General features: G+C 63.2%; 16 protein-coding genes. 11 read left to right on the top strand and 5 right to left on the bottom strand.

Annotated elements, in window-relative coordinates; genetic code table 11:
- Nucleotides 1-212: 212 nt before the first annotated feature.
- Both RBH19_RS09405 and radC read right to left on the bottom strand, forming a co-directional pair.
- The gene (locus RBH19_RS09405; RefSeq protein WP_306728588.1) at nucleotides 213-713 is read right to left on the bottom strand and encodes an REP-associated tyrosine transposase; all 501 of its coding nucleotides are present in this window, start codon (nucleotides 711-713) and stop codon (nucleotides 213-215) included.
- Between the two features lie 179 nt (nucleotides 714-892).
- Complete coding sequence (gene radC / locus RBH19_RS09410; protein WP_306728589.1) at nucleotides 893-1,567, bottom strand: RadC family protein; 675 nt, start codon at nucleotides 1,565-1,567, stop codon at nucleotides 893-895.
- Nucleotides 1,568-1,891: 324 nt separating this feature from the next.
- On the opposite strand from radC, the gene RBH19_RS09415 reads away from it, so the two are divergent.
- The 9 genes from RBH19_RS09415 to dut all read left to right on the top strand — a co-directional run bounded on the left by RBH19_RS09415 (nucleotide 1,892) and on the right by dut (nucleotide 17,822).
- Nucleotides 1,892-2,620 carry an ABC transporter ATP-binding protein gene (locus tag RBH19_RS09415; protein ID WP_306728590.1) on the top strand — a complete coding sequence of 243 codons (729 nt, stop codon included), beginning with the start codon at nucleotides 1,892-1,894 and terminating at the stop codon, nucleotides 2,618-2,620.
- Nucleotides 2,617-4,980, top strand: a complete 2,364-nt coding sequence (locus tag RBH19_RS09420) for an ABC transporter permease (protein ID WP_306728591.1) — start codon at nucleotides 2,617-2,619, stop codon at nucleotides 4,978-4,980. The genes RBH19_RS09415 and RBH19_RS09420 overlap by 4 nt, the downstream gene beginning before the upstream one ends.
- Before the next feature lie 5 nt (nucleotides 4,981-4,985).
- Nucleotides 4,986-6,179 (top strand): efflux RND transporter periplasmic adaptor subunit, encoded by a 1,194-nt coding sequence (locus tag RBH19_RS09425; RefSeq protein WP_306728592.1) that lies wholly within the window; start codon nucleotides 4,986-4,988, stop codon nucleotides 6,177-6,179.
- A gap of 603 nt (nucleotides 6,180-6,782) precedes the next feature.
- Nucleotides 6,783-9,839 (top strand): efflux RND transporter permease subunit, encoded by a 3,057-nt coding sequence (locus RBH19_RS09430; RefSeq protein ID WP_306728593.1) that lies wholly within the window; start codon nucleotides 6,783-6,785, stop codon nucleotides 9,837-9,839.
- A complete protein-coding gene (locus RBH19_RS09435; RefSeq protein WP_306728594.1) occupies nucleotides 9,836-10,870 on the top strand; it encodes an efflux RND transporter periplasmic adaptor subunit in 1,035 nt (344 codons plus the stop codon). The genes RBH19_RS09430 and RBH19_RS09435 overlap by 4 nt, the downstream gene beginning before the upstream one ends.
- A 736-nt stretch (nucleotides 10,871-11,606) precedes the next feature.
- A complete protein-coding gene (locus RBH19_RS09440) occupies nucleotides 11,607-12,194 on the top strand; it encodes a LemA family protein (RefSeq protein WP_306728595.1) in 588 nt (195 codons plus the stop codon).
- A 735-nt stretch (nucleotides 12,195-12,929) separates the two neighbouring features.
- Complete coding sequence (locus tag RBH19_RS09445; protein WP_306728596.1) at nucleotides 12,930-14,861, top strand: M48 family metallopeptidase; 1,932 nt, start codon at nucleotides 12,930-12,932, stop codon at nucleotides 14,859-14,861.
- A gap of 631 nt (nucleotides 14,862-15,492) precedes the next feature.
- A complete protein-coding gene (gene coaBC / locus RBH19_RS09450) occupies nucleotides 15,493-16,689 on the top strand; it encodes a bifunctional phosphopantothenoylcysteine decarboxylase/phosphopantothenate--cysteine ligase CoaBC (RefSeq protein WP_306728597.1) in 1,197 nt (398 codons plus the stop codon).
- 677 nt (nucleotides 16,690-17,366) lie between these two features.
- Nucleotides 17,367-17,822, top strand: coding sequence for a dUTP diphosphatase (gene dut / locus RBH19_RS09455; RefSeq protein WP_306728598.1), 456 nt, complete (start codon nucleotides 17,367-17,369; stop codon nucleotides 17,820-17,822).
- A 521-nt stretch (nucleotides 17,823-18,343) separates the two neighbouring features.
- Here the strand turns inward: dut and RBH19_RS09460 are convergent.
- Nucleotides 18,344-18,961 carry a DUF4124 domain-containing protein gene (locus RBH19_RS09460; RefSeq protein WP_306728599.1) on the bottom strand — a complete coding sequence of 206 codons (618 nt, stop codon included), beginning with the start codon at nucleotides 18,959-18,961 and terminating at the stop codon, nucleotides 18,344-18,346.
- Between the two features lie 74 nt (nucleotides 18,962-19,035).
- The gene (gene pyrE / locus RBH19_RS09465; protein WP_306728600.1) at nucleotides 19,036-19,680 is read right to left on the bottom strand and encodes an orotate phosphoribosyltransferase; all 645 of its coding nucleotides are present in this window, start codon (nucleotides 19,678-19,680) and stop codon (nucleotides 19,036-19,038) included.
- A gap of 296 nt (nucleotides 19,681-19,976) precedes the next feature.
- Here pyrE and RBH19_RS09470 point away from each other — a divergent pair, with 296 nt between their 5' ends.
- Together RBH19_RS09470 and RBH19_RS09475 are read left to right on the top strand one after the other, a co-directional pair.
- Nucleotides 19,977-20,774: an exodeoxyribonuclease III gene (locus tag RBH19_RS09470; protein ID WP_306728601.1), complete on the top strand. Its 798-nt coding sequence runs from the start codon at nucleotides 19,977-19,979 to the stop codon at nucleotides 20,772-20,774.
- Between the two features lie 20 nt (nucleotides 20,775-20,794).
- Entirely contained in the window at nucleotides 20,795-22,177 is a 1,383-nt protein-coding gene (locus RBH19_RS09475) for an AmpG family muropeptide MFS transporter (RefSeq protein ID WP_306728602.1), read from the top strand.
- A gap of 657 nt (nucleotides 22,178-22,834) precedes the next feature.
- On the opposite strand, the gene RBH19_RS09480 is transcribed toward RBH19_RS09475, so the two are convergent.
- On the bottom strand, nucleotides 22,835-25,162 hold the full coding sequence (locus RBH19_RS09480; protein ID WP_306728603.1) for a hypothetical protein: 2,328 nt from the start codon (nucleotides 25,160-25,162) through the stop codon (nucleotides 22,835-22,837).
- Nucleotides 25,163-25,785: the final 623 nt, after the last annotated feature.

Consider the following 25,785-nt stretch of genomic DNA (forward strand, 5'->3'; position numbering starts at 1 on the left):
TAGCGGAAGATTTGGGGGCGTGTGTGGGTGGGGCCATTCACGGGCCAAATCGCCCGGAACCTCGCTATTGGCACCGCCGGCACGGCGTCATCTCTGGCTCCGACGTCATTGGGACCGGAACAATAATGCCCAAGGTGTTGTGGGAGAGGCTTTAGCCTCGATAGGTGCTTTCGGATAGCAACAATCGCGGCTAAAGCCGCTCCCACAACAGATTATGGCTCCAGGGGGCTGTCATCACCCCCGCCTTCCACCCATACCGCATCCCAATGTGGCCAATCACCAATATCCTCAACAAGCCCCGCTCTCAAGGGATTGGCGACAATGTACCTGGCAAGCGCCCGAAGATCCTGCCCTCTGCGGACAGCACGATCATGAAATCCGTCCTGCCAAACTCGTCTGGATATTCCTTTCATACGGTTGATGCCAAATGCTGACCGCCCCTTCACCTGTTGGACTAAAGAAGACAAGTCACTCACGGATCCAAGACGAACCATCCAGTGGAAATGATCAGGCATGACAACGTAGGCGATACTTCTGACCAGCCCGTCAACCTCGGCCCGCTGAAATTCCCTGACGAGTAGTCGGGCGGAGAACAGATCCCTGAATATCGGCCTCCTATTTTCCGTGCACGCCGTCAGCATATAGACATGGCCTGCCAATGAGGATCGCCCCAAACGCAGCAGGCGGCTACCTCCATAGTTTCTTTCTGGCATACGACCTTTCCTGAATTCACCCAATGCGATGCAATGCCAAAGCGGTGGACCACATCAATGTGGGAGAGGCTTTAGCCTCGATAGGTGCTTTCGGATGGCAACAATCGCGGCTAAAGCCGCTCCCACAGCCAGTAGCAGGCCCACGAAAACGGTGCCTGTAGAGCCGCCATTGCCCCCCCTCAAACCCACCCCCGTTCCGCGAACGACACCACCTCGCCATCCCCCACCACGAAATGATCCAGCACGCGGATGTCCACCAGGCCGAGGGCGTCCCGCAGGCGGTCGGTGATGTTGCGATCGGAACGGGAGGGTTCGGCGATGCCGGAGGGGTGGTTATGGGCGAGGATGACCGCGGCGGCGTTGTGGGCGAGTGCCGCCTTGACCACTTCCCGGGGCGGGACCGCAGCGCCATCGATGGTGCCGCGAAACAGCTCCTCGAAGCGGATCACCCGGTGACGGTTGTCGAGGAAGATGCAGGCGAAGACTTCATGAGGCAGATCCCGCAGGCGGACAGTGAGAAAGCGGCGCACCCGGCCGGGGTCGGACAGCACCTCGCCCCGTTCCAGTTCTTCATGCAGGTGTCGGCGGGCCATTTCCACCACCGCCTGCAGCTGCGCGTACTTGGCCTCGCCCATGCCGCGACCGGCACAGAATTCCTCCTTTGAAGCATTGAGCAGGGCGCGCAGACTGCCAAACTGGGCCAGCAGATCCCGGGCGAGATCCACCGCCGTCATGCCGGGCACGCCGGTGCGCAAAAAGATCGCCAGAAGTTCGGCATCGGACAGGGCCTCGGGCCCGCGGGCAAGCAGTTTCTCCCGCGGCCGTTCAGCCACGGGCCAGGCGGTGATGGCCATTGGTGTTCCCCCTTTTGTGGTTGTTTTTGCCTGTTTTATTCGGGGGGCGGGATCAAGGCAATGGCGGGACGGGGCGTATCAAAAAATTCCGACAGGGATTGTCCGGGATAGCGACAGTGTGGGAGAGGCTTTAGCCTCGATTGTTGCCATCCGAAAGCACCTGTCGAGGCTAAAGCCTCTCCCACAGCAGATTGCCCCAGCCCTCCTTGCTCCTTGCTCCTTGCTCCTTGCTCCTTGCTCCTTGCTCCTCGCCCTTGACCCAAATCAAATCCCGACCCGCCAAAACTGATAAATTGAATCACCACGGAACGCGGGGGCGTTTTCATGCAGGCAGCCGAGAAAGCCAACAAGGAGGTGGTCTTTTCCACCCGGGGCCTGACCAAGGTCTATCGCATGGGCGAGGTGGAGATTCACGCCCTGCGCGGGGTGGACATGGAGCTCTTTGCCGGCGAACTGACGGTGATGCTCGGCGCCTCGGGCTCAGGCAAGTCCACCCTTCTCAACATTCTCGGCGGGCTCGACAGTGCCACCGATGGCGAGGTTCGCTACGGTAAACAGAACCTGGTTCGCGCCGGTGAGAAAGTGCTGACCACCTTCCGCCGCGACCACGTGGGCTTTGTCTTTCAGTTCTACAACCTCATCTCCAGTCTCACGGCCCTTGAGAATGTGGCCATCGTCACCGAGATCAGCAAGAACCCCATGCGCCCGGAGGAGGCCCTGGAACTGGTGGGCCTGAAAGAGCGCATGGATCACTTCCCTTCCCAGCTCTCCGGCGGCGAACAGCAGCGGGTGGCCATTGCCCGGGCCATCGCCAAGCGCCCGGCGGTACTGCTGTGTGACGAACCCACCGGGGCGCTGGATTCGAAGACCGGCATCCGGGTGCTGGAAGCCATCGAGCACATCAACCGGGAACTCAACACCACCACCGCCGTGATCACCCACAATCAGGTGATCGGCGAAATGGCCGACCGGGTGATCCAGCTGAGTGACGGCCGGGTCGCCAACGTGCATGTGAACGACTCTCGCAAGGCGCCCCGGGAGCTGCACTGGTGAAGACCATCCACCGCAAGCTGCTGCGGGACCTGAGCCATCTCAAGGGACAGGTGGCGGCCATTGCGGTGGTGCTGGGCGCCGGGGTCATGACCCTGGTGCTGGCGGTGACCAATCTCGACGCCATTCAGCTCAGCCAGCAGCGTTTCTACCAGGACTATCATTTCGCTGAGGTGTTCGCGAATCTCACACGGGCTCCGGAAGGGGTAGCCGAACGGGTACGCACCGTTCCCGGCGTCAACCGGGTGGAGACACGGGTTCAGGCACCGGTTCGCCTTGAAGTGCCCGCCTTTGCCGACCCGGTGCGGGGCCAGTTGATCTCCATTCCGGACGGACGCCAGCCCACCATCAACCGTCTGCATATCCGAGAAGGCAGCCTGCCGACGTCCGGCCGAAGTGACGAGGTGGCGGTCAGCGAGCCCTTTGCCGAAGCCCATGACCTGCGTGCCGGTGACCAGCTCACCGCCATCATCAACGGCCGCCAGCAATCGCTCACCGTCAGCGGTGTGGTGCTGTCACCGGAGTGGGTCTATCAGATCGGCCCGGCGGACCTGCTGCCGGATTACGAGCGCTTCGCCGTGCTCTGGATGAACCGCCGCGCCATCGCCAACGCCTTCGACATGGACGGTGCCTTCAACAACCTGGTCCTGACCCTGCAGGCCGGCGCCGAGCCGGCCCCGGTCATTGATGCGGTGGATGCCATTCTCGCCCCCTACGGCGGCATCGGTGCCCACGACCGCGACGAGCAGATGTCCCATCGTTTCCTGAGCGAGGAGATCGACCAGTTGCGGGTCATGGCGGTGATCCTGCCCACCATCTTCCTGGGCGTCTCGGCCTTCCTGCTCAGCATTCTCATGGGACGGATCATCCGTACCCAGCGCCAGACCGTGGCCGTGCTCAAGGCCTTCGGCTATTCCAACCGCGACATGGCTGTTCACTACGGCCTGCTTACCGGCGTCATCGTCCTGCTGGGCTCGGTCTTCGGCGTGGCCTTCGGCGCCTGGGCGGCTGATGCCCTGGCCGAGGTCTATCAGGAGTATTTCCGTTTCCCGGAAATGAGCTTTCGCGTGCAGCCGCGCATCATCGTGCTGGGGGTGGCGGTGGCCGGGGGCGCGGCCATGCTGGGCACCTTCCGGGCGGTCAAGCGGGCGGTGTCCCTGGCCCCGGCCGAGGCCATGCGCCCGCCGGCGCCGGAGGTGTTCAAGCAAGGCTGGATTGAACGCTCCCGACTCGGCCAACTACTGGATCAAAGCAGCCGCATCATCCTGCGCAACCTGGCCCGCCACCGCTACAAGGCCAGCCTCTCCACCCTGGGCATCGGCCTGTCCGCCTCCCTGCTGCTGGTGGGCAGCTTCCAGTTCAACGCCCTGGATCATCTCATCGACACCCAGTACCGCCTGGTGATGAAGTCCGATGTCATTCTCCATTTCACCGACCCCACACCGGAACGGGCCCTGGCCGAGCTGCGCCATCACCCGGGCGTGCTGGCCGCCGAGGGTTTTCGCAATGTCCCCGTGCGCCTGGTGAACGGCCGCCGGGACTATCGCACCGGCATCCAGGGCATGGACGCGGCCCCCGCCCTGCGCGGCCTGATCGACGCCGAACACCGTCCGCTCACCCTGCCACCGGACGGCCTGGTACTGACCGACTACATGGCCGACCACCTGCGCGTTCGTCCCGGTGACTGGCTCACGGTGGAAGTCATGGAAGGTCACCGCCGTACCCTGTCCGTGGAACTGGCGGGCGTGGTCTCGGAACCGCTCGGGGTAAGCGCCTACATGGAGCGCCGTGCCCTCAACCGCCTGATGCGCGAGGGCCCGGCCGTGTCCGGTGCCTGGCTGTTGACCGATGACGCCCAGCGCGAAGCCCTCTACGACAGCCTCTGGGATCTGCCCCGGGTGGCCGGCATCGGCCTGGTCGGTGATGCCGAAAGCCAGATCCGCGACTACATTGAGGACACGGTACTGATCATGATGGGGGTGCTGCTGGTGCTGGGCGGCTCCATCGCCTTCGCCGTGGTCTACAACAACGCCCGCATTGCCTTCGCCGAGCGGGAAAGGGAACTGGCCACCCTGCGGGTGCTGGGTTTCACCCGCGGAGAAGTGGCCTGGATCCTGATCGGCGAGATCGCCCTGCTCACGCTGATCGCCATTCCCGTGGGCTGGCTGGTGGGGACCGGTCTTGCCTGGTCCCTGAGCGAGGCGATGACCATGGACATGTTCCGCATTCCCTTCATCATTACGCCCCGGACCTATGCCTTCGCCGCCCTGGGGGTGATCGTGGCCTCGATTCTGTCCTTGCTGATGATCGCCCGGCGCCTGCACCGTCTGGACATGGTGACCGCCCTGAAAACCGTCGAGTAGAAACCATGAGCCTGAAAAAGAAGATCATCCTCATCCTCTCCGGGCTGATCCTCCTGGCCCTGCTGGTCCTGGTGCTGATGCCCAGCCCGGTGCCGGTTTCGGTGGCCCAGGTGGAGCAGGGGCATTTCGAGGCCTGGGTGGAGGACGAGGGGCGCACCCGCCTGCGTGCCCCCTACACGGTGTCTTCACCCATCAACGGCTATCTGCGCCGGGTGGAACTGGAACCGGGGGATGAGGTGGACGCCGGCGATCCCCTGTTCGAGCTGGAAGCCCTGCCGGCTCCGGCACTGGATCCGCGCGCCCGGGAACAGGCCCGGGAGGCGGTATCGGCGGCCCGCTCGCGGCTGGAAGCCACACAGGCCGAACTGGAGACCCGCGAGACCCGCCACCGCCAGGCCCAGGCCGAATTCGAACGCATCCAGGCCCTGCGCGAGCGCGAACTGGTCTCGGTGGAACAACTCGACCGCGCCCGCACCGAACGGGACGCCAGCCGCGCCGCCGAGCGCGGCGCCCGGCATGCGGTGGAAGTCGCCCGCTTCGAGCTGGAAGCGGCCCGCGCCAATCTGGAAATTGCCGATGGCGAACGAGCCCGCACCGAGCAACCCACGCTGGCCGTGCGCGCGCCCATCAGCGGCACCATCACCCGCCGCCACCGATGCTGCGAAGGCCCGGTCATGGCCGGCGAGGAGATCATGGAGATCGGCGATCTGGCTGACCTGGAAATCCGTGTGGATCTGCTGTCCATGGACGCCGTGCGCGTGCGCCCGGGCATGCGGGTGGAGATTGATCGCTGGGGTGGCAACACCACTCTGGAAGGCGAAGTGCGCCGGGTCGAGCCCGGCGGCTTCATGCGGGTCTCCGCCCTGGGCGTGGACGAACAGCGGGTGCCGGTCATCGTCCGCCTCAGCAGCCCGCGCGAGGACTGGCGGCCCCTGGGCGACGGCTTCCGCGTCGAAGCCCGCTTCATTCTCTGGGAAGGCGACGACGTGATCCACATCCCCACCAGCGCCCTCTTCCGCCAGGCGGACCAGTGGCATGTCTTTGTCGTCCACAACGGCCGCGCCCAGCTGCGCGCCGTGGAGACCGGCCGCCGCAGCGGCCTGCGCACCCAGATCACCGACGGCCTCGACGGCGGCGAAACCCTCATCACCCACCCCGGCGACCGCATCGAAGACGGCCGCCGGGTGCAGGTGGATTGAAGGGCGATTGGGACCACGAAATGGACACGAAATGCACACGAGATAAAACCGAAAAACATTATTGGCCACAGATGGACACAGATAAACACGGATGTTGGGCCGTGCCGGGGGAGACGCCGTGCTGATTCGGAGGGGCCGTGCCTGATGCGGGTGGTGGGGTGGCTATAGGCAGCGTGGGAGCGGATTTATCCGCGATGACAATCACTCGGTTGGCACGCTGCTCTCTAAACGCTGTGGGAGCGGCTTTCAGCCGCGATCAAGCCATCGACGGCCAATGAACCATCAGCGACACGCGGCCTTTATCGAAGCCGAAACAATTCCCCGCTCCGTGTCCTCCGTGGATCCTCTGTGTTCTCCGTGTAACAACCCCCGGCGCAATCCCGGCACTGAACCATCAGGAAACAGCCGGCGTGCCAACCGAGCAATCGAAATCGCGGCTGAAAGCCGCTCCCACAGGGGGCGTCAGTACCCGCCGTGCCATCCTCAATTTAGTGTCCATCTCATGTCCATTTCGTGGTCCCAAAAGCCCCCTAGAACCCCCCATTGTTCTACAATTCACCCCCTGAGCATCACGGCATTGAGGCCGGTCGGGGGGGAAGGAACTTGTCGCTTACACGTATCGCCCTGAGCAACCCCGTCGCGGTGGCGGTGGGGTGCATTCTGCTGGTGATCTTCGGGTTGATCAGCCTGTCGCGTCTGCCCATTCAGATGACGCCGGACATCGAGCGCCCGTCCATTACCGTGTCCACGGCCTGGCGGGCGGCGGCGCCGGCCGAGGTGGAATCCGAGATCCTCGAACCCCAGGAAGCCCTGCTGCGGGACGTGCCGGGGCTGGAACGCATGGTGGCCACGGCCGGCCAGGGCAGCGGCTCCATCAGCCTGGAATTCAAGGTAGGCACCGACATCAACCGGGTGCTGATCGAGGTCATCAACCGCCTCAACCAGGTGCAGCGCTATCCCGTCGATGCCTCCGAACCCACCATCCGCGTGGGTGACGAGGATTTCGCCAAGACCATCGCCTGGTTCTCCATCCGGCGCGCCCCCGGCAATCAACGCAACATCGCCGAATTCCAGGACTTCGTCGACCAGGTGGTAAAGGAACGCATCGAACGCATTCCGGGGATTTCCTCAGCCACGCCCCGCGGCGGCCGGCCCTACGAGATCCGCATCAGCTTCGACCCCTTCATGGCCGCCAACATCGGCGTGGACCTGTCCCGCATCGGCCAGCAGCTGGGCGACAACAATGACGTCTCCGGCGGCTTCCGGGAAATGGGCCGGCGCAGCTACACCCTGCGTTTCGCCGGACGCTATGAAGTGGCCGACATGCAGAACCTGGTACTGGACTGGCGGGAAGGCAACCCGGTCTATCTGGGTGACGTGGCCACGGTGGAGCGGGTCATGCGCGACCGCCGCGCCCTGATCACCCACAACGCCGAGCCCACCATCGCCATGAACGTGGTGCCGGAACCCGGCGTCAACGTGCTGGAGGTGATGAGCGAGCTCAAGGCGGTGGTGGCCGAGCTGGAGCGGACCCACATCAACCCGGCCGGGCTGGAGATCAAGCAGCTCTACGACGACACCATCTACATCACCCAGTCCATCCGCATGGTGGCCACCAACCTGATCCTCGGCATGCTGCTGGCGATTGCCGTGCTGTGGTGGTTCTTCCGCCGCTTCCGCGCCACCATGATGGTGGCCCTGGCCATTCCCCTCTGCCTGCTGTTCTCCTTTCTGGTGCTGGACGGCGCCAACCGCACCCTCAACGTGATCTCCCTAGCCGGCCTGGCCTTTGCCGTGGGCATGGTGCTGGATGCCGCCATCGTGGTGCTGGAGAACATCGTGCGACGACGGGAGGCGGGCGAGGACATCTTTACTGCGGCCCTTCGCGGCACCGGTCAGGTCTGGGGTGCCCTGCTGGCCTCCACCGCCACCACCGTGGCCATCTTCCTGCCGGTGATCTTCCTGCAGGACGAGGCCGGCCAACTGTTCGCCGACCTGGCGGTGGTGATCTCGGCGGCCATCATCTGTTCCCTGCTGGTGGCCATCACCGTGCTGCCCACCGCCGCCTGGCGCCTGCTGGGGGAACGGGAACTGAAGGATCGCCACGCCGACTGGTGGGATCGCGGCACCGGCGTCATCATGCAGGCCACCGACGGCCAGCGCCGGCGCTGGGCCTGGATCGGCGGCCTGACGGTGATCCCCGTCCTCATCGGCGCCCTGCTCATTCCACCGGCGGATTACCTGCCGGAAGGCCAGCGCAATTTCCTCTTCGGCTTCCTGGTCACGCCGCCCGGCCTCGGGGTGGAAACGGCCGAGGCCGAGATCGTCACCCCCATCAACGAACGCATGCGCCCCCTGCTGCTGGAAAGCGGTGACAACGGCGAAGACGGCCCGCGCATCGAAGACATGTTCATGGGCTTCTTCGGTGGTGGCATCTTCTTCGGCGCCGTGGCCGAAGACCCGAAGCGTTTCGGGGAACTGCTGGGCTTCGTCAACGGTTATGCGGTGCGCGGCATTCCCGACACCTTCGGTGGCGCCAACCGGGCGCCGCTGTTCATCGGCCGGGGCGGACGCAGCATCCAGGTGGATCTGCAGGCAGCCGATTTCGAGGAACTGCTGGCGGCCGGCCAGGTGGGCTTCATGGCCCTCAACCGGGCCCTGCCCGGCGCCAATGTCCGGCCCCTGCCCGGCCTGGAACTGGCCGAGCCGGAACTGCGCCTGATCCCGGACGATCGTCGCATCGCCGAGGCCGGCTGGACCCGCAACCAGGTGGCCACCGCCCTGCGCGCCCTGGGTGATGGCACCTTTCTCGGTGACTACTTCGACGGCGACCGCCGCCTGGACATCGTGCTGCGCCGGGAAGGCTGGACCACCCCGGAAGAACTCATGAGCACGCCCCTGGCCACGCCCCGGGGCGACATCAAGACCCTGGGTGAACTGGCCCGCCTCGAGCAGACCGCCGGCCCCAACCAGATCCGCCGGGTGGATCGCCGCCGCACCCTCAGCCTGCTGGTCACTCCGCCCTCGGACATGCCCCTGGAGACCGCGCTGGACATCATCTCGGAACAGGTCAGCCCGCAGATCCGGGCCGCCCTGCCGGCCGATGGCGTGATCACCTATCGCGGCACCGCCGAAGCCCTGGGCGAGACCCTGCGCAATCTGTCCGGAAGCTTCCTGCTCGCGGTGGTGATCCTCTACCTGCTGATCTCGGCCCTGTTCCGCTCCTTCCGGGATTCGGTGCTGGTACTCCTGACCCTGCCCATGGCCACGGTGGGCGGCATCATCGGCCTGCGCCTGGCGGGCCTGGCCACCGGCCAGGCCATGGACATGCTGACCATGATCGGCTTCATCATCCTGCTGGGTCTGGTGGTCAACAACGCCATCCTGCTGGTCCACCGGGCCCGGGAAGGCGAGCGCGACGGCCTCGGCCGGCGCGAGGCGGTGGAGACCGCCGTGCGCCAGCGCCTGCGCCCCATCCTCATGAGCACCACCACCAGTCTCTTCGGCATGCTGCCCCTGCTGCTGATGCCCGGAGCCGGCACCGAGGTCTATCGCGGCCTGGCGGCGGTCATCGTTGGCGGCATGGCCGTCAGCACCCTGTTCACCCTGATCCTGCTGCCCAGCCTGCTGCGGCTGCGGGAGGAGGTTCGCACCGCATGAAACAAGGCATGAACCTGTTGCTCGGCCTGCTGGCCGTCATCACCCTGGGCAGCGCCGCGGCCCAGCAACCGCCCGCTGCACCCGTGCAGACCGGCACCGTTGAGCGCTCGGTCATGGCCCCCATGATGCAGGTCTCCGGCACCGTGATTTCCCGCTCCGACGCCGTGCTGTCCACCGAAGTGGAGGGACGCCTGCTGAGAATTGCCGATGTGGGCACGCGGGTGGAGCGCGATGCCGTGCTGGCCGAGATCGAGGACACCGCCCTGCGCCTGCGCGAGCAGGAACTGGTCTCGGAAGTCAGCCGTGCCCAGTCCCGCCTGCGCTTTCTCGAGGCGGAGCAGCGCCGGCTGGAACGCCTCGCCGAGCGCGACATGGTGTCCTTCACCGAGGTGGACCGCACTCGCTCCGAACGCGACACCGCCGCCAATGAAAAGGCGGTGGCGGAAAGCCGCCTGGCCCAGGTGCGCCACCAGCTGGAACGCACCCGCATCCGCGCCCCCTTCCCCGGCGTGGTGGCCGAGCGCCGTGCCCAGGCCGGTGAACGGGTGGCCATGGGCACCCCCATCCTGCGCCTGCTCAATCCGGATGACCTGGAAATCGTTGCCCGCGCCCCGCTGTCCTTTTTCGCCTACCAGCAGGCCGGCAACACCCTGAGCTTCAGCAGCGGCAACCACGGCCATGAAGCCACCCTGCGCGCCCTGGTGACGGTGGGTTCGGAAAACCGTCACGTCTTCGAAATGCGCCTGGATTTCAGCGACCCCCTGCCGGTGGGCCAGACCGTACGTGTGGACATCCCCACCGCCGAAGCCCGGAAAGTGCTCTCTGTTCCCCGGGATGCCCTGGTACTGCGAAGCGACGGCATCTTCGTCTTCGTGGTCAATGAAGACAACACCGTCCGCCGCCTGCGCATCACCACCGGCACCGGCGCCGGCGACCGCATCGAAGCCCGCGGCCCCCTGGAAGCCGGCCAACGCGTCGTCATCCGCGGCGCCGAACGCCTCCGCGACGGCCAGCCCGTGATGGTGCAGTGAGGGGATTGGGACCACGCAATGGACACGAAATGCACACGAGATAAAACCGAAAAACATTATTGGCCACAGATGGACACAGATGGACGCAGATGTGGGCCGTGCCGGGTGAGCCGCCGTGCGGCTTCGGAGGGGCCGTGCCTGATGCGGGCAGTGGGGTGGCTATAGGCAGCGTGGGAGCGGATTTATCCGCGATGACAATCCATCCCTTGGCACGCTGCTCTCTAAACGCTGTGGGAGCGGCTTTCAGCCGCGATCAAGCCATCGACGGCCAATAAACCATCAGCGACACGCGGCCTTTATCGAAGCCGAAACAATTCCCCGCTCCGTGTCCTCCGTGGATCCTCTGTGTTCTCCGTGTAACAACCCCCGGCGCAATCCCGGCACTGAACCATCAGGAAACAGCCGGCGTGCCAACCGAGTAATTGCAATCGCGGCTGAAAGCCGCTCCCACAGGGGGGCGTCAGTACCCGCCGTGCCATCCTCAGTTTCGTGTCCATTTCGTGGTCCATTTTTTCAGCCCTCAGTGAGCACGGCCCCTCCGAAGCCGCACGGCCGCTCACCCGGCACGGCCCACATCTGCGTCCATCTGTGTCCATCTGTGGCTAATATTTTTTTTGTTTTCATCTCGTGTCCATTTCGTGTCCATCTCGTGGTCCCAAATCTTTTCCTTGTGAACCACCCCCGCCCCCTTCTAAACTGAGTCGGACTACAACTCCGAATACCGAGGGGAAACACCGTGGAAACCTGGATCATTATCGGCATTGTCGTGCTGGTGGTGCTGTTTGCCATCGTCACTTACAACGCACTCATCGTGGCACGCAACCGCTACAAGAACGCCTTTGCCCAGATTGACGTACAGCTCACCCGTCGCCATGACCTGATCCCGAACCTGGTCAATGTGGCTGACCGCTACATGAAGCATGAACGGGAAACCCTGGAAGCGGTGACCAGGGCACGCACCCAGGCGGTGGAAAAGCTCAAGCAGGCCAAGGCCGACCCCACCGATCCCAATGCCATGAAGCAGCTGGGCCAGGCCGAGCAGGGCCTGTCCGGTGCCTTGGGCCGCCTGTTCGCCCTGTCCGAAAACTACCCGGACCTGAAAGCCAACGAGAACATGAAGCAACTCTCCGAGGAACTGGTCAGCACCGAAAACCGGGTGGCCTATGCCCGCCAGCATTTCAACGACGCTGTCATGCAGTACAACAACAAGCGCGAAGCCTTCCCCAACAACATTGTCGCCGGCATGTTCAACTTCAAGTACGCCGAACTGCTCGACATCGAAGACCCGGCCAAGCGCGAAGCGGTGAAGGTGAATTTCAGTTAAGTCCGGAAAAAAGCGCCGCGAAATGGACGCAAGATGGACGCGAAATTAAAAGACAAAAGATTATTGGCCACAGATGGACACAGATAAACGCAGATGTGGGCCGTGCCGGGTGAGCCGCCGTGCGGCTTCGGAGGGGCCGTGCCTGCGGATGGCTTGGAAGATATTGACCACGAAATGAACACGAAATAGACACGAGATAAGGCCTGGCAAGGCGGGTGCTGACCGCCCCCCCCTGTGGGAGCGGCATTCCTGCCGCGATTTCAATCCCTCGGTTGGCACGCCGGCTGTTTGCTGATGGTTCGGTGCGGGGACCACGCCGGGGGGTGGTGGCACAGAGAACACAGAGGATCCACGGAGAACGCGGAGCGGGATGTTTGTGGGGGCTCCGATGAAGCCCGCGTGTCGCTGCAGGCGGGTTGGCGTTAGAAGGCTCGATCGCGGCTGAAAGCCGCTCCCACAGCGGGCTATCAGCACCCGCCGTGCCAGCCTTCAATTTTGCGTCCATTTCGCGGCCAAATGTTTTCAACACTTTCATCTCGTGTCCATTTTGTGTCCATTTCGTGGTCCAATTCTTTCAGCCCACAGTAAGCACGGCCCAACCGAAGCCGCACGGCGGCTCACCCGGCACGGCCCACATCTGCGTTTATCTGTGTCCATCTGTGGCTCAAAATAGATTTTCGTTTTTTTCATTTAGCGTCCATTTAGCGGCCCAATGTTTTCACCAGGAACCCTGCCATGAACTTCTTTGAACATCAGGACAAGGCCCGTAACCAGACCCGCAAGCTGGTGGTGCTGTTTACCCTGGCTGTGCTGGCCATCATTGTGGCGATCAATGTATTGGTGCTCGGCCTGGTCACTTACGGCAGCACCGATGGGCATCTGCAGCAGCCGGATTTCTGGTCGGCGGATTTCTTCATGGCCAATGTCGGGGTCATTGCCACGGTGTCTTTCCTCACCGGTGCCCTGATCGGCATGGCCAGCCTGGTGCGCAGCATGAAGCTGCGGGCCGGTGGCAGTGTGGTGGCGCGGGAACTGGGGGGCACCCTGGTGGAGCCGGACACCCGCGATCCGCTCAAGCGACGCCTGCGCAATGTGGTGGAGGAAATGGCCATTGCCTCCGGCGTGCCGGTGCCCCATATCTTCGTGCTGGAAGAGGAGATGGGCATCAATGCCTTCGCCGCCGGTTACTCCACTTCGGACGCCGCCGTGGCGGTCACCCGAGGCACCCTGGAGACCCTCAACCGGGACGAGCTGCAGGGCGTGGTGGCCCATGAGTTCGCCCATATCCTCAATGGCGACATGCGCCTCAACATCCGCCTCATTGGCATCCTCTTCGGCATCCTGGCCCTGACCATTGTGGGGCGCATCCTCATGCACTCGGCGCGCGGGGCGCGAAACCGCAATGCCGGGGGCATCGTGATTCTCGGGCTTGCCATCATGCTGATCGGCTATGTGGGGGTATTCTTCGGCCGCTGGATCAAGGCCGCCGTCTCCCGCCAGCGGGAATACCTGGCCGATGCCTCGGCGGTGCAGTTCACCCGCCATCCCGAAGGCATTGGCGGGGCGCTGAAGAAGATCGCCGCCTCCACCTCCGGCTCCTACCTGAAGGCGGATACCGAGGAAGTCGGCCACATGCTGTTTGCCAGCAACTTCGCCAGTCAGATGCTGTCCACCCATCCGCCCATCATTGAGCGCATCCAGGCAGTGGACCCCAGCTTTCGCCCGGAACAGCTGCGGGAAGTGCGCGAGGAGATGGAGCGCCACCGCCAGGCGAAGAACGCCGAACGGGAAATGGCCGAGGAAGAGGAAAAACGGGATCGTCCGCGGGGCGCCGCCGGCCGGCTGCTGGATCCGGATAATCTGATCGAGCGCATCGGCCAGCCCGGCCTCGGCCAGATCCTGGCCGCCGTTCTGCTGGCCTCCGCCATCCCGCGTCCGCTGGAACGGGCCGCCCACTCCAATGAATGGGCCATGGAAGTCATCTGCGGCCTGCTGCTTTCCGAGGACGAGTCGATCCGCCAGCGCCAGCTGCAGCTGATCGCCGAGCATTTGGGCTCGGAAAGCGAGCGCCAGGTCCGCACCCTGCTGGAAGCCGGCAGGGATCTCGGCCCCGAACAGCGCCTGCCCCTGTTCGAGATGTGCTGGCCCGCCATCCGCAACCGCCCGGCCCGGGATCTGGACCAGCTGCTCGCCCTGAGTGAGGCCCTGATCCACGCCGATGGCCAGGTCAGTGCCTTCGAATACGCCCTCGGCCGCCTGCTGAAGAAACACATTGAGGATGCCCGCGAACCGGAACGGGCCCGGCCCTCCGGCCGCAAGCAGATCCGTGACGCGGTACCCGCAGTCAACGATCTCCTGCGCATCCTCGCCCACCACGGCCACCCCGACAGCGAGCAGGCCGTGGCCGCCATGAGCGCCGGCATGAAAGTCCTCAACCTGTCCCCCAGCGAAACCCATGCCCTGCGCGAGAACTGGCACGAGCGCCTGGACGCGGCTCTGGATACCCTGGATAAGCTGCGCATGCGCGACAAGGGCCTGCTCACCCGCGCCCTGGTCACCGTCGTCCAGCACGCCGGCGAAACCGTCGCCGCCGAAGCGGAGTTGCTTCGAGTGATCTGCGCCTGTCTGCATGTGCCCCTGCCGTTGATGCAGGAAAGCGGGGAATAGGAGTGCTGAGTGCTGAGTGCTGAGTGCTGAGTGCTGAGTGCTGAGTAGGCAGTGCCGGTCGTAATCGTAATCGTAGTCGTAATCGTAATCGGCTTTTCCGAGTGAACGTAAAACGTGAATCGGAAGTCGGCGCTGATCGGAGCCGTGCCTGTGGGAGAGGCTTTAGCCTCGATAAACGCTCGACCGGTGCCCTTATCCGCGCTGGTGCCACCGCCCGTTTGCCGACTCCGAACGTGAGGTGTGAGGCGTGAGGAGTGAGGTGAAAGGCGGGGCGCCTTTGGCGCCCAACGGCCGGCCGCAGGCCGGCCTGACACGCGCAAAGCGCGGAAGCCGCAAGGCTTCGGGTTTTCGCCTTACGCCTTACGCCTCACACCTCACCTTCGAAGCCGCAGCACCGCCAGCGCCCCGACACCCTCTACCGCCGCCACTCAGCACTCAGCACTCAGCACTCAGCACTCAGAACTCAGAACTCAGAACTTCCATTCACAATTCACTCGGAAAAGCCGATTACGACTACGATTACGACAACGACAACGACAACGACAACGACAACGATTTTTTAGGGACAGGTGCGTTCCCCCACCCCCGGCGGCTACAATTCGTCCCAGACATCAATACACCGGGAAACGGCATGGCCCATCTGGACGGCAAGAACATACTCCTCGGCGTCACCGGCGGGATCGCGGCCTACAAGGCGCCCGATCTGGTGCGGCGCCTGCGTGAGCGTGGCGCCACCGTGCAGGTGGTGATGAGCGAGGGGGCCCAGGCCTTTGTCACGCCCCTGACCTTCGAGGCGGTCAGCCATCGGCCGGTGCGTACCCACCTCTGGGACCGGGACGCGGAAATGACCATGGGCCATATCGAGCTGGCCCGCTGGGCCGACCGGATCGTCATTGCCCCGGCCACCGCCGACTGCATCGCCCGCCTCACCCAGGGGCGCGCCGATGACCTGCTGAGCACCATCTGTCTCGCCACGGAAGCCCCCATCACCCTCTGCCCGGCCATGAACCCGGTGATGTGGCGACACCCCGCCACCCAGGCCAATGTGAACACCCTGCGCGAGCGTGGTGTGGCCTTCATCGGCCCGGCCGACGGAGCCATGGCCGAGAACGAATCCGGCACCGGCCGGCTGGTGGAACCGACCGAGATTGCTGCCGAGCTGGACCGGGGCGGCCCGGGACTGCTGGCCGGCAAGACCGTGCTCATCACCGCCGGCCCCACCCGCGAGGCAGTGGACCCGGTGCGCTATCTCAGCAACCGCTCTTCCGGGCGCATGGGCTTCGCCATTGCCGAGGCCGCCGCGCGCGCCGGGGCCAAGGTGCTGCTGGTGAGTGGCCCGGTGAGTCTGTCCACCCCGCCCGGCGTGGAGCGGGTAGACGTGGAATCCGCCCGCCAGATGCAGGAAGCGGTCATGACGCTGGCCCCCAACGCCGATGTCTTCATCGCCGCCGCCGCCGTGGCCGACTACCGCCCGGCCGAAACCGCCGAGCGCAAACTGAAGAAGGACAGCGGCGATGAGCTGGCCGGCATGAAGCTGGTGGAAAACCCCGACATCCTCGCCGGCGTGGCAGCCATGAAAAAGGACCGCCCCTTCACCGTGGGCTTCGCCGCCGAAACCAACGACGTGGAAGCCAACGCCCGCAAGAAGCTCGAGAAGAAGCAGCTCGATCTCATCGCCGCCAACCAGGTCGGCGCCGATCGCGGCTTCGATCGTGACGACAATGAACTGCTCCTGCTCGATGCCAAAGGCAGCACCCCCCTCGGCGCCGGCAGCAAACGCGAACTGGCCGGCAAACTGCTGGCGGTGATTGCCGACAGGATTCAATAGCGTGACCACGAAATGCACACGAGATAAAACCTGAAAAGATTATTAGCCACAGATGGACACGGATGAACGCAGATGTGGGGCCGTGCTGGGTGAGCCGCCGTGCTGATCCGGAGGGGCCGTGCCTGAAGATGGCTTGAAAGAATATTGACCACAAAATGAACACGAAATGGACACGAGATAAGGCCTGGCAGGGCGGGTGCTGACCGCGCCCCTGTGGGAGCGGCTTTCAGCCGCGATTACAATTTTTCGGCTGGCACGCCGGCTGTTCCCTGAAAGTGAGGTGCCGAAGCCGAGCCGGTCTGTTTTTACACAGGGAACACAGAGGATCCACGGAGAATACGGAGCGGGAGATTGTGTCGGCTTCGATAAAGGCCGCGTGTCACCGATGGTTAATTGGCCGTAGAAGGCTTGATCGCGGCTGAAAGCCGCTCCCACAGGGGGCCGTCAGCACCCGCCACGCCAGCCTTTAATATTGCGTCCATATTGTGTCCATTTCGTGGTCCAATTGATTTCAGCCATCAGTAAGCAAGGCCCCACCGAAGCGGCACGGCGGCCCACTAAGCACGGCCCACATCTGCGTCCATCCGTGTTCATCTGTGGCTAAAAATTTTTTTGTCTTTATATTTCGCGTTCATCTTGCGTCCATTTCGCGGCTAAATGCTTTCCCCGGAGAACCCATGCACAGAATTCAGTTGAAAATCCTCGACAAGCGCCTGGGCAGTGAATTCGAGCTGCCCCACTACGCCACCGAAGGCTCGGCCGGCATGGATGTGCGGGCCTGCATTGACGGGCCCATCGAGCTCAAGCCCGGGCAGACCGAGCTGATTCCCTCGGGCTTTGCGATTCACATTGGTGATGCCGATCTCGCCGCGGTGCTGCTGCCCCGCTCGGGCCTGGGCCACAAGCACGGCATCGTGCTCGGCAACCTGACCGGGCTGATCGACTCCGACTACCAGGGCCAGGTCTTTGTCTCGGTGTGGAACCGGGGGCAGACTACCTTCACCATCGAACCCGGCGAACGCATCGCCCAGATGGTCTTCGTGCCCGTGGTCCAGGCCGGCTTCGACGTGGTGGAAGACTTCGAGGAAAGCCAGCGCGGGGCTGGGGGCTTCGGGCATTCCGGACGGCGGTAGGTTTTTGGGACCACGAAATGGACACGAAATGGAGACGAGATAAAGGCGGAAAGAATATTGGCCACAGATGAACACGGATGGACGCAGATGTGGGGCCGTGCTGGGTGGAAGGCCGTGCTGCTTCGGAGGGGTCGTGCCTGGGGATAGCACGGCCCATCTACTGGCACCGTGGGAGCGGATTTATCCGCGATAACAATCACCCGGTTGGCACGCCAAATTCCCAATGTCACCTGTAGGCGCGGATTCATCCGCGCCTACAGGGGGTTTCAACAGACGGGCTTGCCAACCGATTGATTGTTATCGCGGCTGAAAGCCGCTCCCACAGCGGGCTGTCAGCACCCGTCCTGCCAGGCCTTATCTCGTGTCCATTTCGTGTTTATTTCGTGATCCGCTTTTTCTATCCCCACAATCAGTAAGGCCGTGCCGAAGCGGCACGGCCTCTAAGCAAACACGACCCCACATCTGCGTTTATCCGTGTCCATCTGTGGCTAACTTTTTTCTTTTCGCGGCCAAAGGTTTTTTTACCGCTGCCGCTCCTCCTGCAGCTCGGTAAAGCGTTCGATTTCGGCATTGAAGCGGGCGCGAACCTGTTCCATCTGGTCTTCCCGCTCCATCAGGTGACGCTGATGGTCGCTGATCTGGCGGGCCAGGTCGTCGTAGCGGCGAAGCAGGTGATCGGGGGCATCGTCTTCACGGTCGTCATAGCGCTCGATGCTCTCTTCGACGCGCTCCAGATTGCGCTCCAGGTCTTCCAGATTATTGGCGGTGAGGCGGATCTGTGACTGCAGGCCGGCAACGCGGTCATCCCGCAGGCGCTCGATCTCCTCCACCGAACCGTACAAACGCAGCAGGCGCTGATCCTGCTCCGCCTGCAGGGCGGCGGCCCGCTCGGCCTCCGCTTCCATTTCCTGCTGGCGGCGAATGGCTTCGCGTTCTTCCTCGGTCAGCGCCCGATCAATGCGCTCCACTTCCAGGCCGTCACGCAGAACCCGCTGCTCCTGATCGCGGTACTCCGGCGGAATGCTGTCGCCGTAATGCACATTGCCTTCTTCGTCCGTCCAGCTGTAGAGCTGGGCAAGGGCGGCGCCGGGCGCCGCCAGACAGGCCATGACTAGGATTGCCGTGCTGCGTCGAAACATGGTTGCCTGCCTCCTGACATCACAGGGAAAGGTGGGAATTTCTGCCCCCAGTGTAGCAGTGACAACAGGCCTTCTCAGGCGGTTCCGTAGCGTTCCCGATAGGCCTGTACGGATTGCCGATGAGCGGCCCATTCGCCGGTCTCCGGCAGCCATTTCATCAGGTCATCCAGGGTCACGATGGAGGCCACCTGCATGCCGTACTCGGCCTCCACCTGCTGAATGGCCGATTCGCCGGAGGGGCCGGTTTCCTGGCGATCCAGGGCGATCACCACGCCCACCGGAGCGGCCCCGGCGCTGCGGATGATGTCCACCGCCTCGCGGATGGCCGTGCCGGCAGTAATCACGTCGTCCACGATAAGTACCCGGCCCTTCAGCGGCGCGCCCACCAGGCTGCCGCCCTCGCCGTGGGCCTTGGCTTCCTTGCGGTTGAAGCAGTAGGGCACGTCCCGCCCGTGCTCGGCGGCCAGGGCCGCGGCGGTGACGGTGGCCAGGGGGATGCCCTTGTAGGCCGGGCCGAAGATCATGTCGAAATCGATCCCGGATTCCACCGCGGCCCGGGCGTAGAACTGCCCGAGCTGGTGCAGCGCCGCGCCGGTGTTGAACAGGCCGGCATTGAAGAAATAGGGGCTCACCCGCCCGGATTTGAGGGTGAATTCGCCGAAACGCAGTACATCGCGGTCATGGGCGAACTGGAGGAATTCGGATTTGTAGTCGGACATGGGGGATTCGGTTCGTTTTGGGGTGGATTTTGGGTTGGGGGGCATTTTATCAGGCCGGGGAGGGCCTGGCAGGAGCATGGAGCAAGGAGCAAAAGGCGAAACAGTTGCAGGTTGCTGTGGGAGAGGCTTTAGCCTCGAAAAGTGCCTTCTGATGGCACCAGTCGAGGCTAAAGCCTCTCCCACAACAGCCCCCCTTAGCCGGTTTTTCCTTGCTCCTTGCTCCTGGCCCTCGCAGCCGAGGGCCCAGCCAGTTATCATCCCCCCCTTTGACTCCACCCAACCCAGAATCAACCCCCATGAAAATCGTCAGCTTCAACGCCAATGGCATCCGCGCCGCCGCCCGCAAGGGATTCTTCGACTGGATGGAGCGGGTCCAGCCCGACATCGTCTGTGTGCAGGAACTGAAAGCCCAGGTGCATCAGTTGGAGGGCGAGCCTTTCCAGCCGCCGGGCTACCACGCCTATTTCCACGACGCCGAAAAGAAGGGCTACTCCGGTGTGGCCATCTACAGCCGGGAGAAACCGGACAAGGTGCAGATCGGTTTGGGGGAAGGCTTTGAGGACGTGGACGCCGAGGGGCGTTACATCGAGGCCACCTTCGGCAAGCTCTCCGTGGCCTCCATCTATGTGCAGTCCGGCTCGGCCAAGGAGGAACGCCAGCAGGTAAAGTTCGATTTCATGGATCGCTTCATGCCGCTGTTGAAGAAGATGCGCAAGCGCAAGCGCGAGTACATCATCTGCGGCGACTGGAACATTGCCCACACCACCAGGGACATCAAGAACTGGAAGGGCAATCTCAAGAATTCCGGCTTCCTGCCCGAGGAGCGGGAATGGCTGGATGAACTCTTCGGTCCCGCCGGCTGGGTGGACGGCTTTCGTGTGGTCAACCAGGAAGACGAGCAATACACCTGGTGGTCACAGCGCGGCCGGGCCCGGGAGAAGAACGTGGGCTGGCGCATTGATTACCATGTGGTCACCCCGCCGGTGGCTGAATTGATCAAGGACGCTGAAATCTACACGGCGGAAAACTTCTCCGACCACGCCCCGCTGATTCTGGAGTACGATCCCGACATCCGGGATTTGACCCGCAACTAGCCACGCACCCAGGACATTCAATGGCTGACACCCAGCAGCACGAGATCCGCACCGAACGCAATCTCTTCCAGGCTTTGAAGGTCTACGGCCATCCCAGGGTGGTGGGCATGGCCTTCCTCGGCTTCTCGGCCGGCCTGCCGCTGATGCTGGTCGGGGCGACCTTTACCGCCTGGCTGCGGGATCTGGGGGTGGACCTGGCGGCCATTGGTTTTCTGTCCTGGGTGGGGATGGCCCATTCCATCAAGGTGCTGTGGGCGCCGGTGGTGGATCGCCTGGAGCTGCCGGTACTGACAAGGATCTTCGGGCGCCGGCGCAGCTGGATGCTGGCCGCCCAGGTAACCATTGCCATCGGCTTGTTCGGCATGGCCATCACCGACCCCACGGAGAATCTCTGGCTGGTGGCCGGTCTGGCCATCATGACCGCCTTCGGTTCCGCCACTCAGGACATCGCCATCGATGCCTACCGGGTGGAGGCGGTGAAGCGGGAACGCCAGGGGGCCATGGCGGCCACCTATGTGGGCGGTTACCGGGTGGCCATGCTGATTGCCATTGCCGGGGCCCTGAACATTGCCGGCTTTTCCAACTGGACCATTGCCTACGGCGCCATGGCCCTGCTCATGGGCGTGGGCATCAGCACCACCCTGATCATTCGGGAACCGGAGGTGGTGGTGGACCGCATGACCCTGTCCATGGAGCAGCGGGTGGCGGACTATCTCGCCACCACCCGCCACCAGGGGGCACTGCGGGATTTCCTCGCCTGGTTCATCGGCGCGGTCATCTGCCCCTTCGCCGATTTCATGAAACGCTTCGGTGCCATGGCCCTGGTTATTCTGATTTTCGTGGCCACCTTCCGCATCAGCGATATCTTCATGGGGGTCATGGCCCAGCCTTTCTACCGGGACCTCGGCTTCAGCCTAAGTCAGATCGGCAACATCACCGGGGCCTTTGGTCTGGCCATGACCCTCACCGGCGCCGCCATGGCCGGGGTTCTTGTAGCCCGCTTCGGCGTCACCCGCATGCTCATCTTCACCGCTTTCATGGCCCCGGCCACCAACCTGACCTTTGCCTGGCTGGCCACCATCGGCCCGGAGACCTATGGCCTGGTGATCGCCATCATCGCCGACAACATCACCGGTGGCCTGGCCATCGGCGTGTTCATTGCTTACCTGTCCAGCCTCACCAACACGGCCTACACTGCCACCCAGTACGCCCTGTTCAGTTCCCTCATGACCCTGCCGGGGCAGTTTCTGGCCGGCTTCACCGGCGTCCTGGCCGAAGCCGTGGACTGGGTATGGTTCTTCATCATCACCGCCGGCATCGGCACACCCGCCATCGTTCTGGCCTTCGTCCTGGCACGCTACGCCAACCCGGACCGCATCAACCGGCCAGGGATGTCAGGGTAGGTTTTTAGTGCTGAGTGCTGAGTGCTGAGTGGGCCGCGTCGGTCGTGAGCGTAATCGTAGTCGTAGTCGTAATCGGCTTTTCCGAGTGAATCGTAAGACGGCGTTAGACGGAACCGTGGCACCTGCTGTGGGAGAGGCTTCAGCCTCGATCATTGCCATCCGAAAGCACCCATCGAGGCTAAAGCCTCTCCCACAACAGCCAGCACGGCCCGCCCTCCGGTTCACGATTCATCGCCCCGCCTGATCCAGGCCCTCAGACCCGGGGGGAATCCGAATGGCTGGGTGGTGCAGGTGGTTTCTCGCGCCGGGCTGGGCTGAAAGGCGTAGCAGCGCTACGGCCGATTGAAAAGGGCCCAAGTCCCGCAGATCAGGTGGGAGGCCGAGTGGCTGGGTGGCTGTGGGAGCCTCTCGCGCCGCGCTGGACTGAGGTGCGTAGCAGCGCTACGCGCCGAGGGAAGCGCAAGCGAGAGGTTTCCACAGACAGCCAGACGCCGGCCAGCGTGGTGTCTTCGGATGCACCACATCCATCTCGAAACCACGAAGCTACGACAAAGCAAGAGCTCCCTTACGGGAGCGGTCCCGCCTGATCGGCGGGACAATGAAAAAACCCCCGGCCGTGTGGCCGGGGGCTCGATCCTTCCTTACATCCAATGGCGATCAATACTCGGCGTCACCCACGTACTCGTAGTAACGGATGGTGTCATGGATGGTTTCCCACTCACCCCAGTCGCCATTTCCATCCGGGAACAACACCCAACGCTGCTGTTCGGTCATGTAGAGACGCCCATCTTCCTCACGAATGATCTGCCATTCCCGCGTGCGGACAAACAGGTCACAGTCCGCCGGGGCGTTGTTCGGATCATCCAGGAAAGGAATCGGCAGGCGCTGCATACCGTCAGGCGTATTCTCGAGGCAGCTTGCCAGGCGGATCACCGGGTTGGCGGCGTCGCCAGCGAATGCGATGGACCAGGGGTTGTTGACCGCCCATGATGTTTCAGGCGTATCCGAAGTGACCACATTGCCCAGATGGGCAATGTCCGGGTCGTTACTCCGGTTGTAATCCAGAATCCAGGCGGAATCGAAGTGCAGGTCCTGCCCTTTCCACAGTTCCCATTGACCCTCGATATCGCTCAGGTTCATGAACAGATTCGGGTCCTTGCGCATCACGATATCGGCCGTGATCATGGCGGACTCATCGTGACGGCTTTCCACGATCATCACGCCCTCACCATCGGCGCTGCCCTCGATCAACCAACCCTCGAACCGCTCGGACGCACCACTGGGCCGGATTTCCAGCTGGCCATCACTGCGCACGTCCCAGACCAGGTCATCACCGTACAGCTGCATGCTTCCGGTACCGCCGGTTGCCAGACTCAAAAGATCGGAGACCTGACGCGGAGGATTGAGGGTGGCCTCGGAGTCCCAGTACCGTTCCGGCGGCAGGGACATGGCCAGGGTGCCAGGCACCTGGTCCACGTCCAGCTCGATGTTGTCATCACGAGTCATGAGGCTGACGAAGATCTCGCTGGTACCGGTTTCCGTGCTCCGGTTCGGATCATCAGGGAACTCGCGGCGAGTGGTGGCGAAGCGGCGCACCAGATCGCCCGCCAGGCCATCCATGATGCGTTCGATGCGCGCATCCTCATAGTAGGTCAGCATTTCACAGACCTGCATGTCGCCGTTCTCGTCCTCGCAACCGTAGGTGGACACGTGTATGGGATCGGATCCGGCGAAATCCATTACCAGGTCGCCCCCGGAAAGGGAATAGATCCCGTTGGTGGTCCAGCCGTTGGTTTCACGCATCCAAACTTCCGAGGCGAGGAAATCCAGCTTGGAGGCGTACACGCCACGACCCCAGCTGTGCCCACCGGAAGTGAACAGAAATTCGGGGACAGCCGTAAAGCCGCCATCCGACACCGTGGCTTCACCCATGGCAGACGCCGTGCTGTCATCAAGGCCACCGCTGCCGCTCTTGATGCCCTTGGGCTCACCAGCCTGCATGCCCGGCTCGCTGTGAATATCCAGCTGCTTGTTCGTTGTCACCTTGTCCGTCGACGCGATCATGCTCGACGAGGCCCCTTCTTCGGCCTCCCGGATTTCCTGAAGCCATTCCAGGGCCTCCGGCAGCATCACGGCAACATCCAGGGTGTTGTCCGCCCACTCGGGCAGGTCAATTTCACCATACGCCACCATGCGCAAGGCGCCACCCACATTGGCCGCTTCCTGGGACAGAAGGCGACGACCGGCGTCCACCAGCTCTTCATGCTCCACGAAGGCCTGGTGGTCGTTGAACCAGGACAGCTGACCCGAGATGGCCGTATTCAGGGCGTTGAGATTCACGCGACCGGTGACGGATTCACCCAGCTGATTGCGGTCATCCTCGACCGGGATGTCACGATTATCCAGCAGGCCGGGCAGGGTGCCGATCTCGGAGAGGAAATGGATTTCACCCTCAGCCGTTTCCACCCGCAGGAAGCCCCAGGCATCGGCCAGGTCGGCTTCCAGCACGAATTCGCCATCCGCATCCGCGTTGGCATTAAAACTTTCATCGCCCGCGTGCAACGTGACGGTGGTGTCTTCCGGGTCCGGCAACGACAGGCGACCCGATACCTTCACCGGTGTCAGGCAGGTCACAGTGACGTTCACATCGTCGTTCACCACGCCGCTGGCAGGGCTCACGTCACAAGCCTGATAAGGATCCGCAGGCGCTTCGGACACTTCGAACTCAAAGTCCGTCCCTTCCTCAACGCCGTCGGCGACGGTGAAACTGCCGTCTTCGTCAAGGACGATTGCCTCGCCGTTGAAGCTGAGTGTCAGACTTCCCGGCCCAAGACCGCTCAGATCACCGGCGACGGTGAAAACATCCGGTTCCGGCGTGGTGTCCGAATCGCTGTCGCTGGAAGAGCTGAGACAGCCTGAAAGCCCCAGTGCCAACGAACCCGCCAGTACCGTGAGGTAAGTGCGTTTCTCCCTGATCATGTTCATGCTCTACTCCCTTTACGCTCTCATTGAGTCCACCCTTTTGGAAAAGGGAGGAATACACCAGCAGTCTCGAAGATCACCACATGGGCCGCAACCGCCCATATGGGGCCCCCCACGGGATGGCTGGCTGGTTTTTCCTTCCCAATGCCGAGCCTGATTGGGTGGTGGATGGTAGCGATGGGATCTCGGCGTCTTCCGGAAGGCGCGGGTCGAGTTGCGCAATGGGCGGAAGGAATCCCAATTACGGCGCCCCTTACCGGCGGGATGACACAAAAAAGCCCCCGAGGTATGTCTCGGGGGCTTCGCATCGGAACCCTGCGCTAAAAGGGGGATAACCCAGGGCTCCGAATCTCGCAAGCGTTACTCGTGGCCATGGGGAGCGACGGAAAAACGCTGGATCTTCCGATAAACCCGCCTAAAGCCACGAACAAATTTTCCTTCATTCGGCAGGTTCAATTTCACTTAAAACCCTGGAAGCAACAATCCACCAAATGGGGGGCCCCATGGGGGGGGAGGGAAGTGCTGAGTGCTGAGTGCTGAGTGCTGAGTGCTGAGTGCTGAGTGCTGAGTGCTGAGTGCTGAGTGCTGAGTGCGGGCGTTAGAAGGTGTCGGGGCGCTGGGAGTAT

The sequence above is a fragment of the Natronospira bacteriovora genome, from assembly GCF_030848495.1.
Classification (GTDB): domain Bacteria; phylum Pseudomonadota; class Gammaproteobacteria; order Natronospirales; family Natronospiraceae; genus Natronospira; species Natronospira bacteriovora.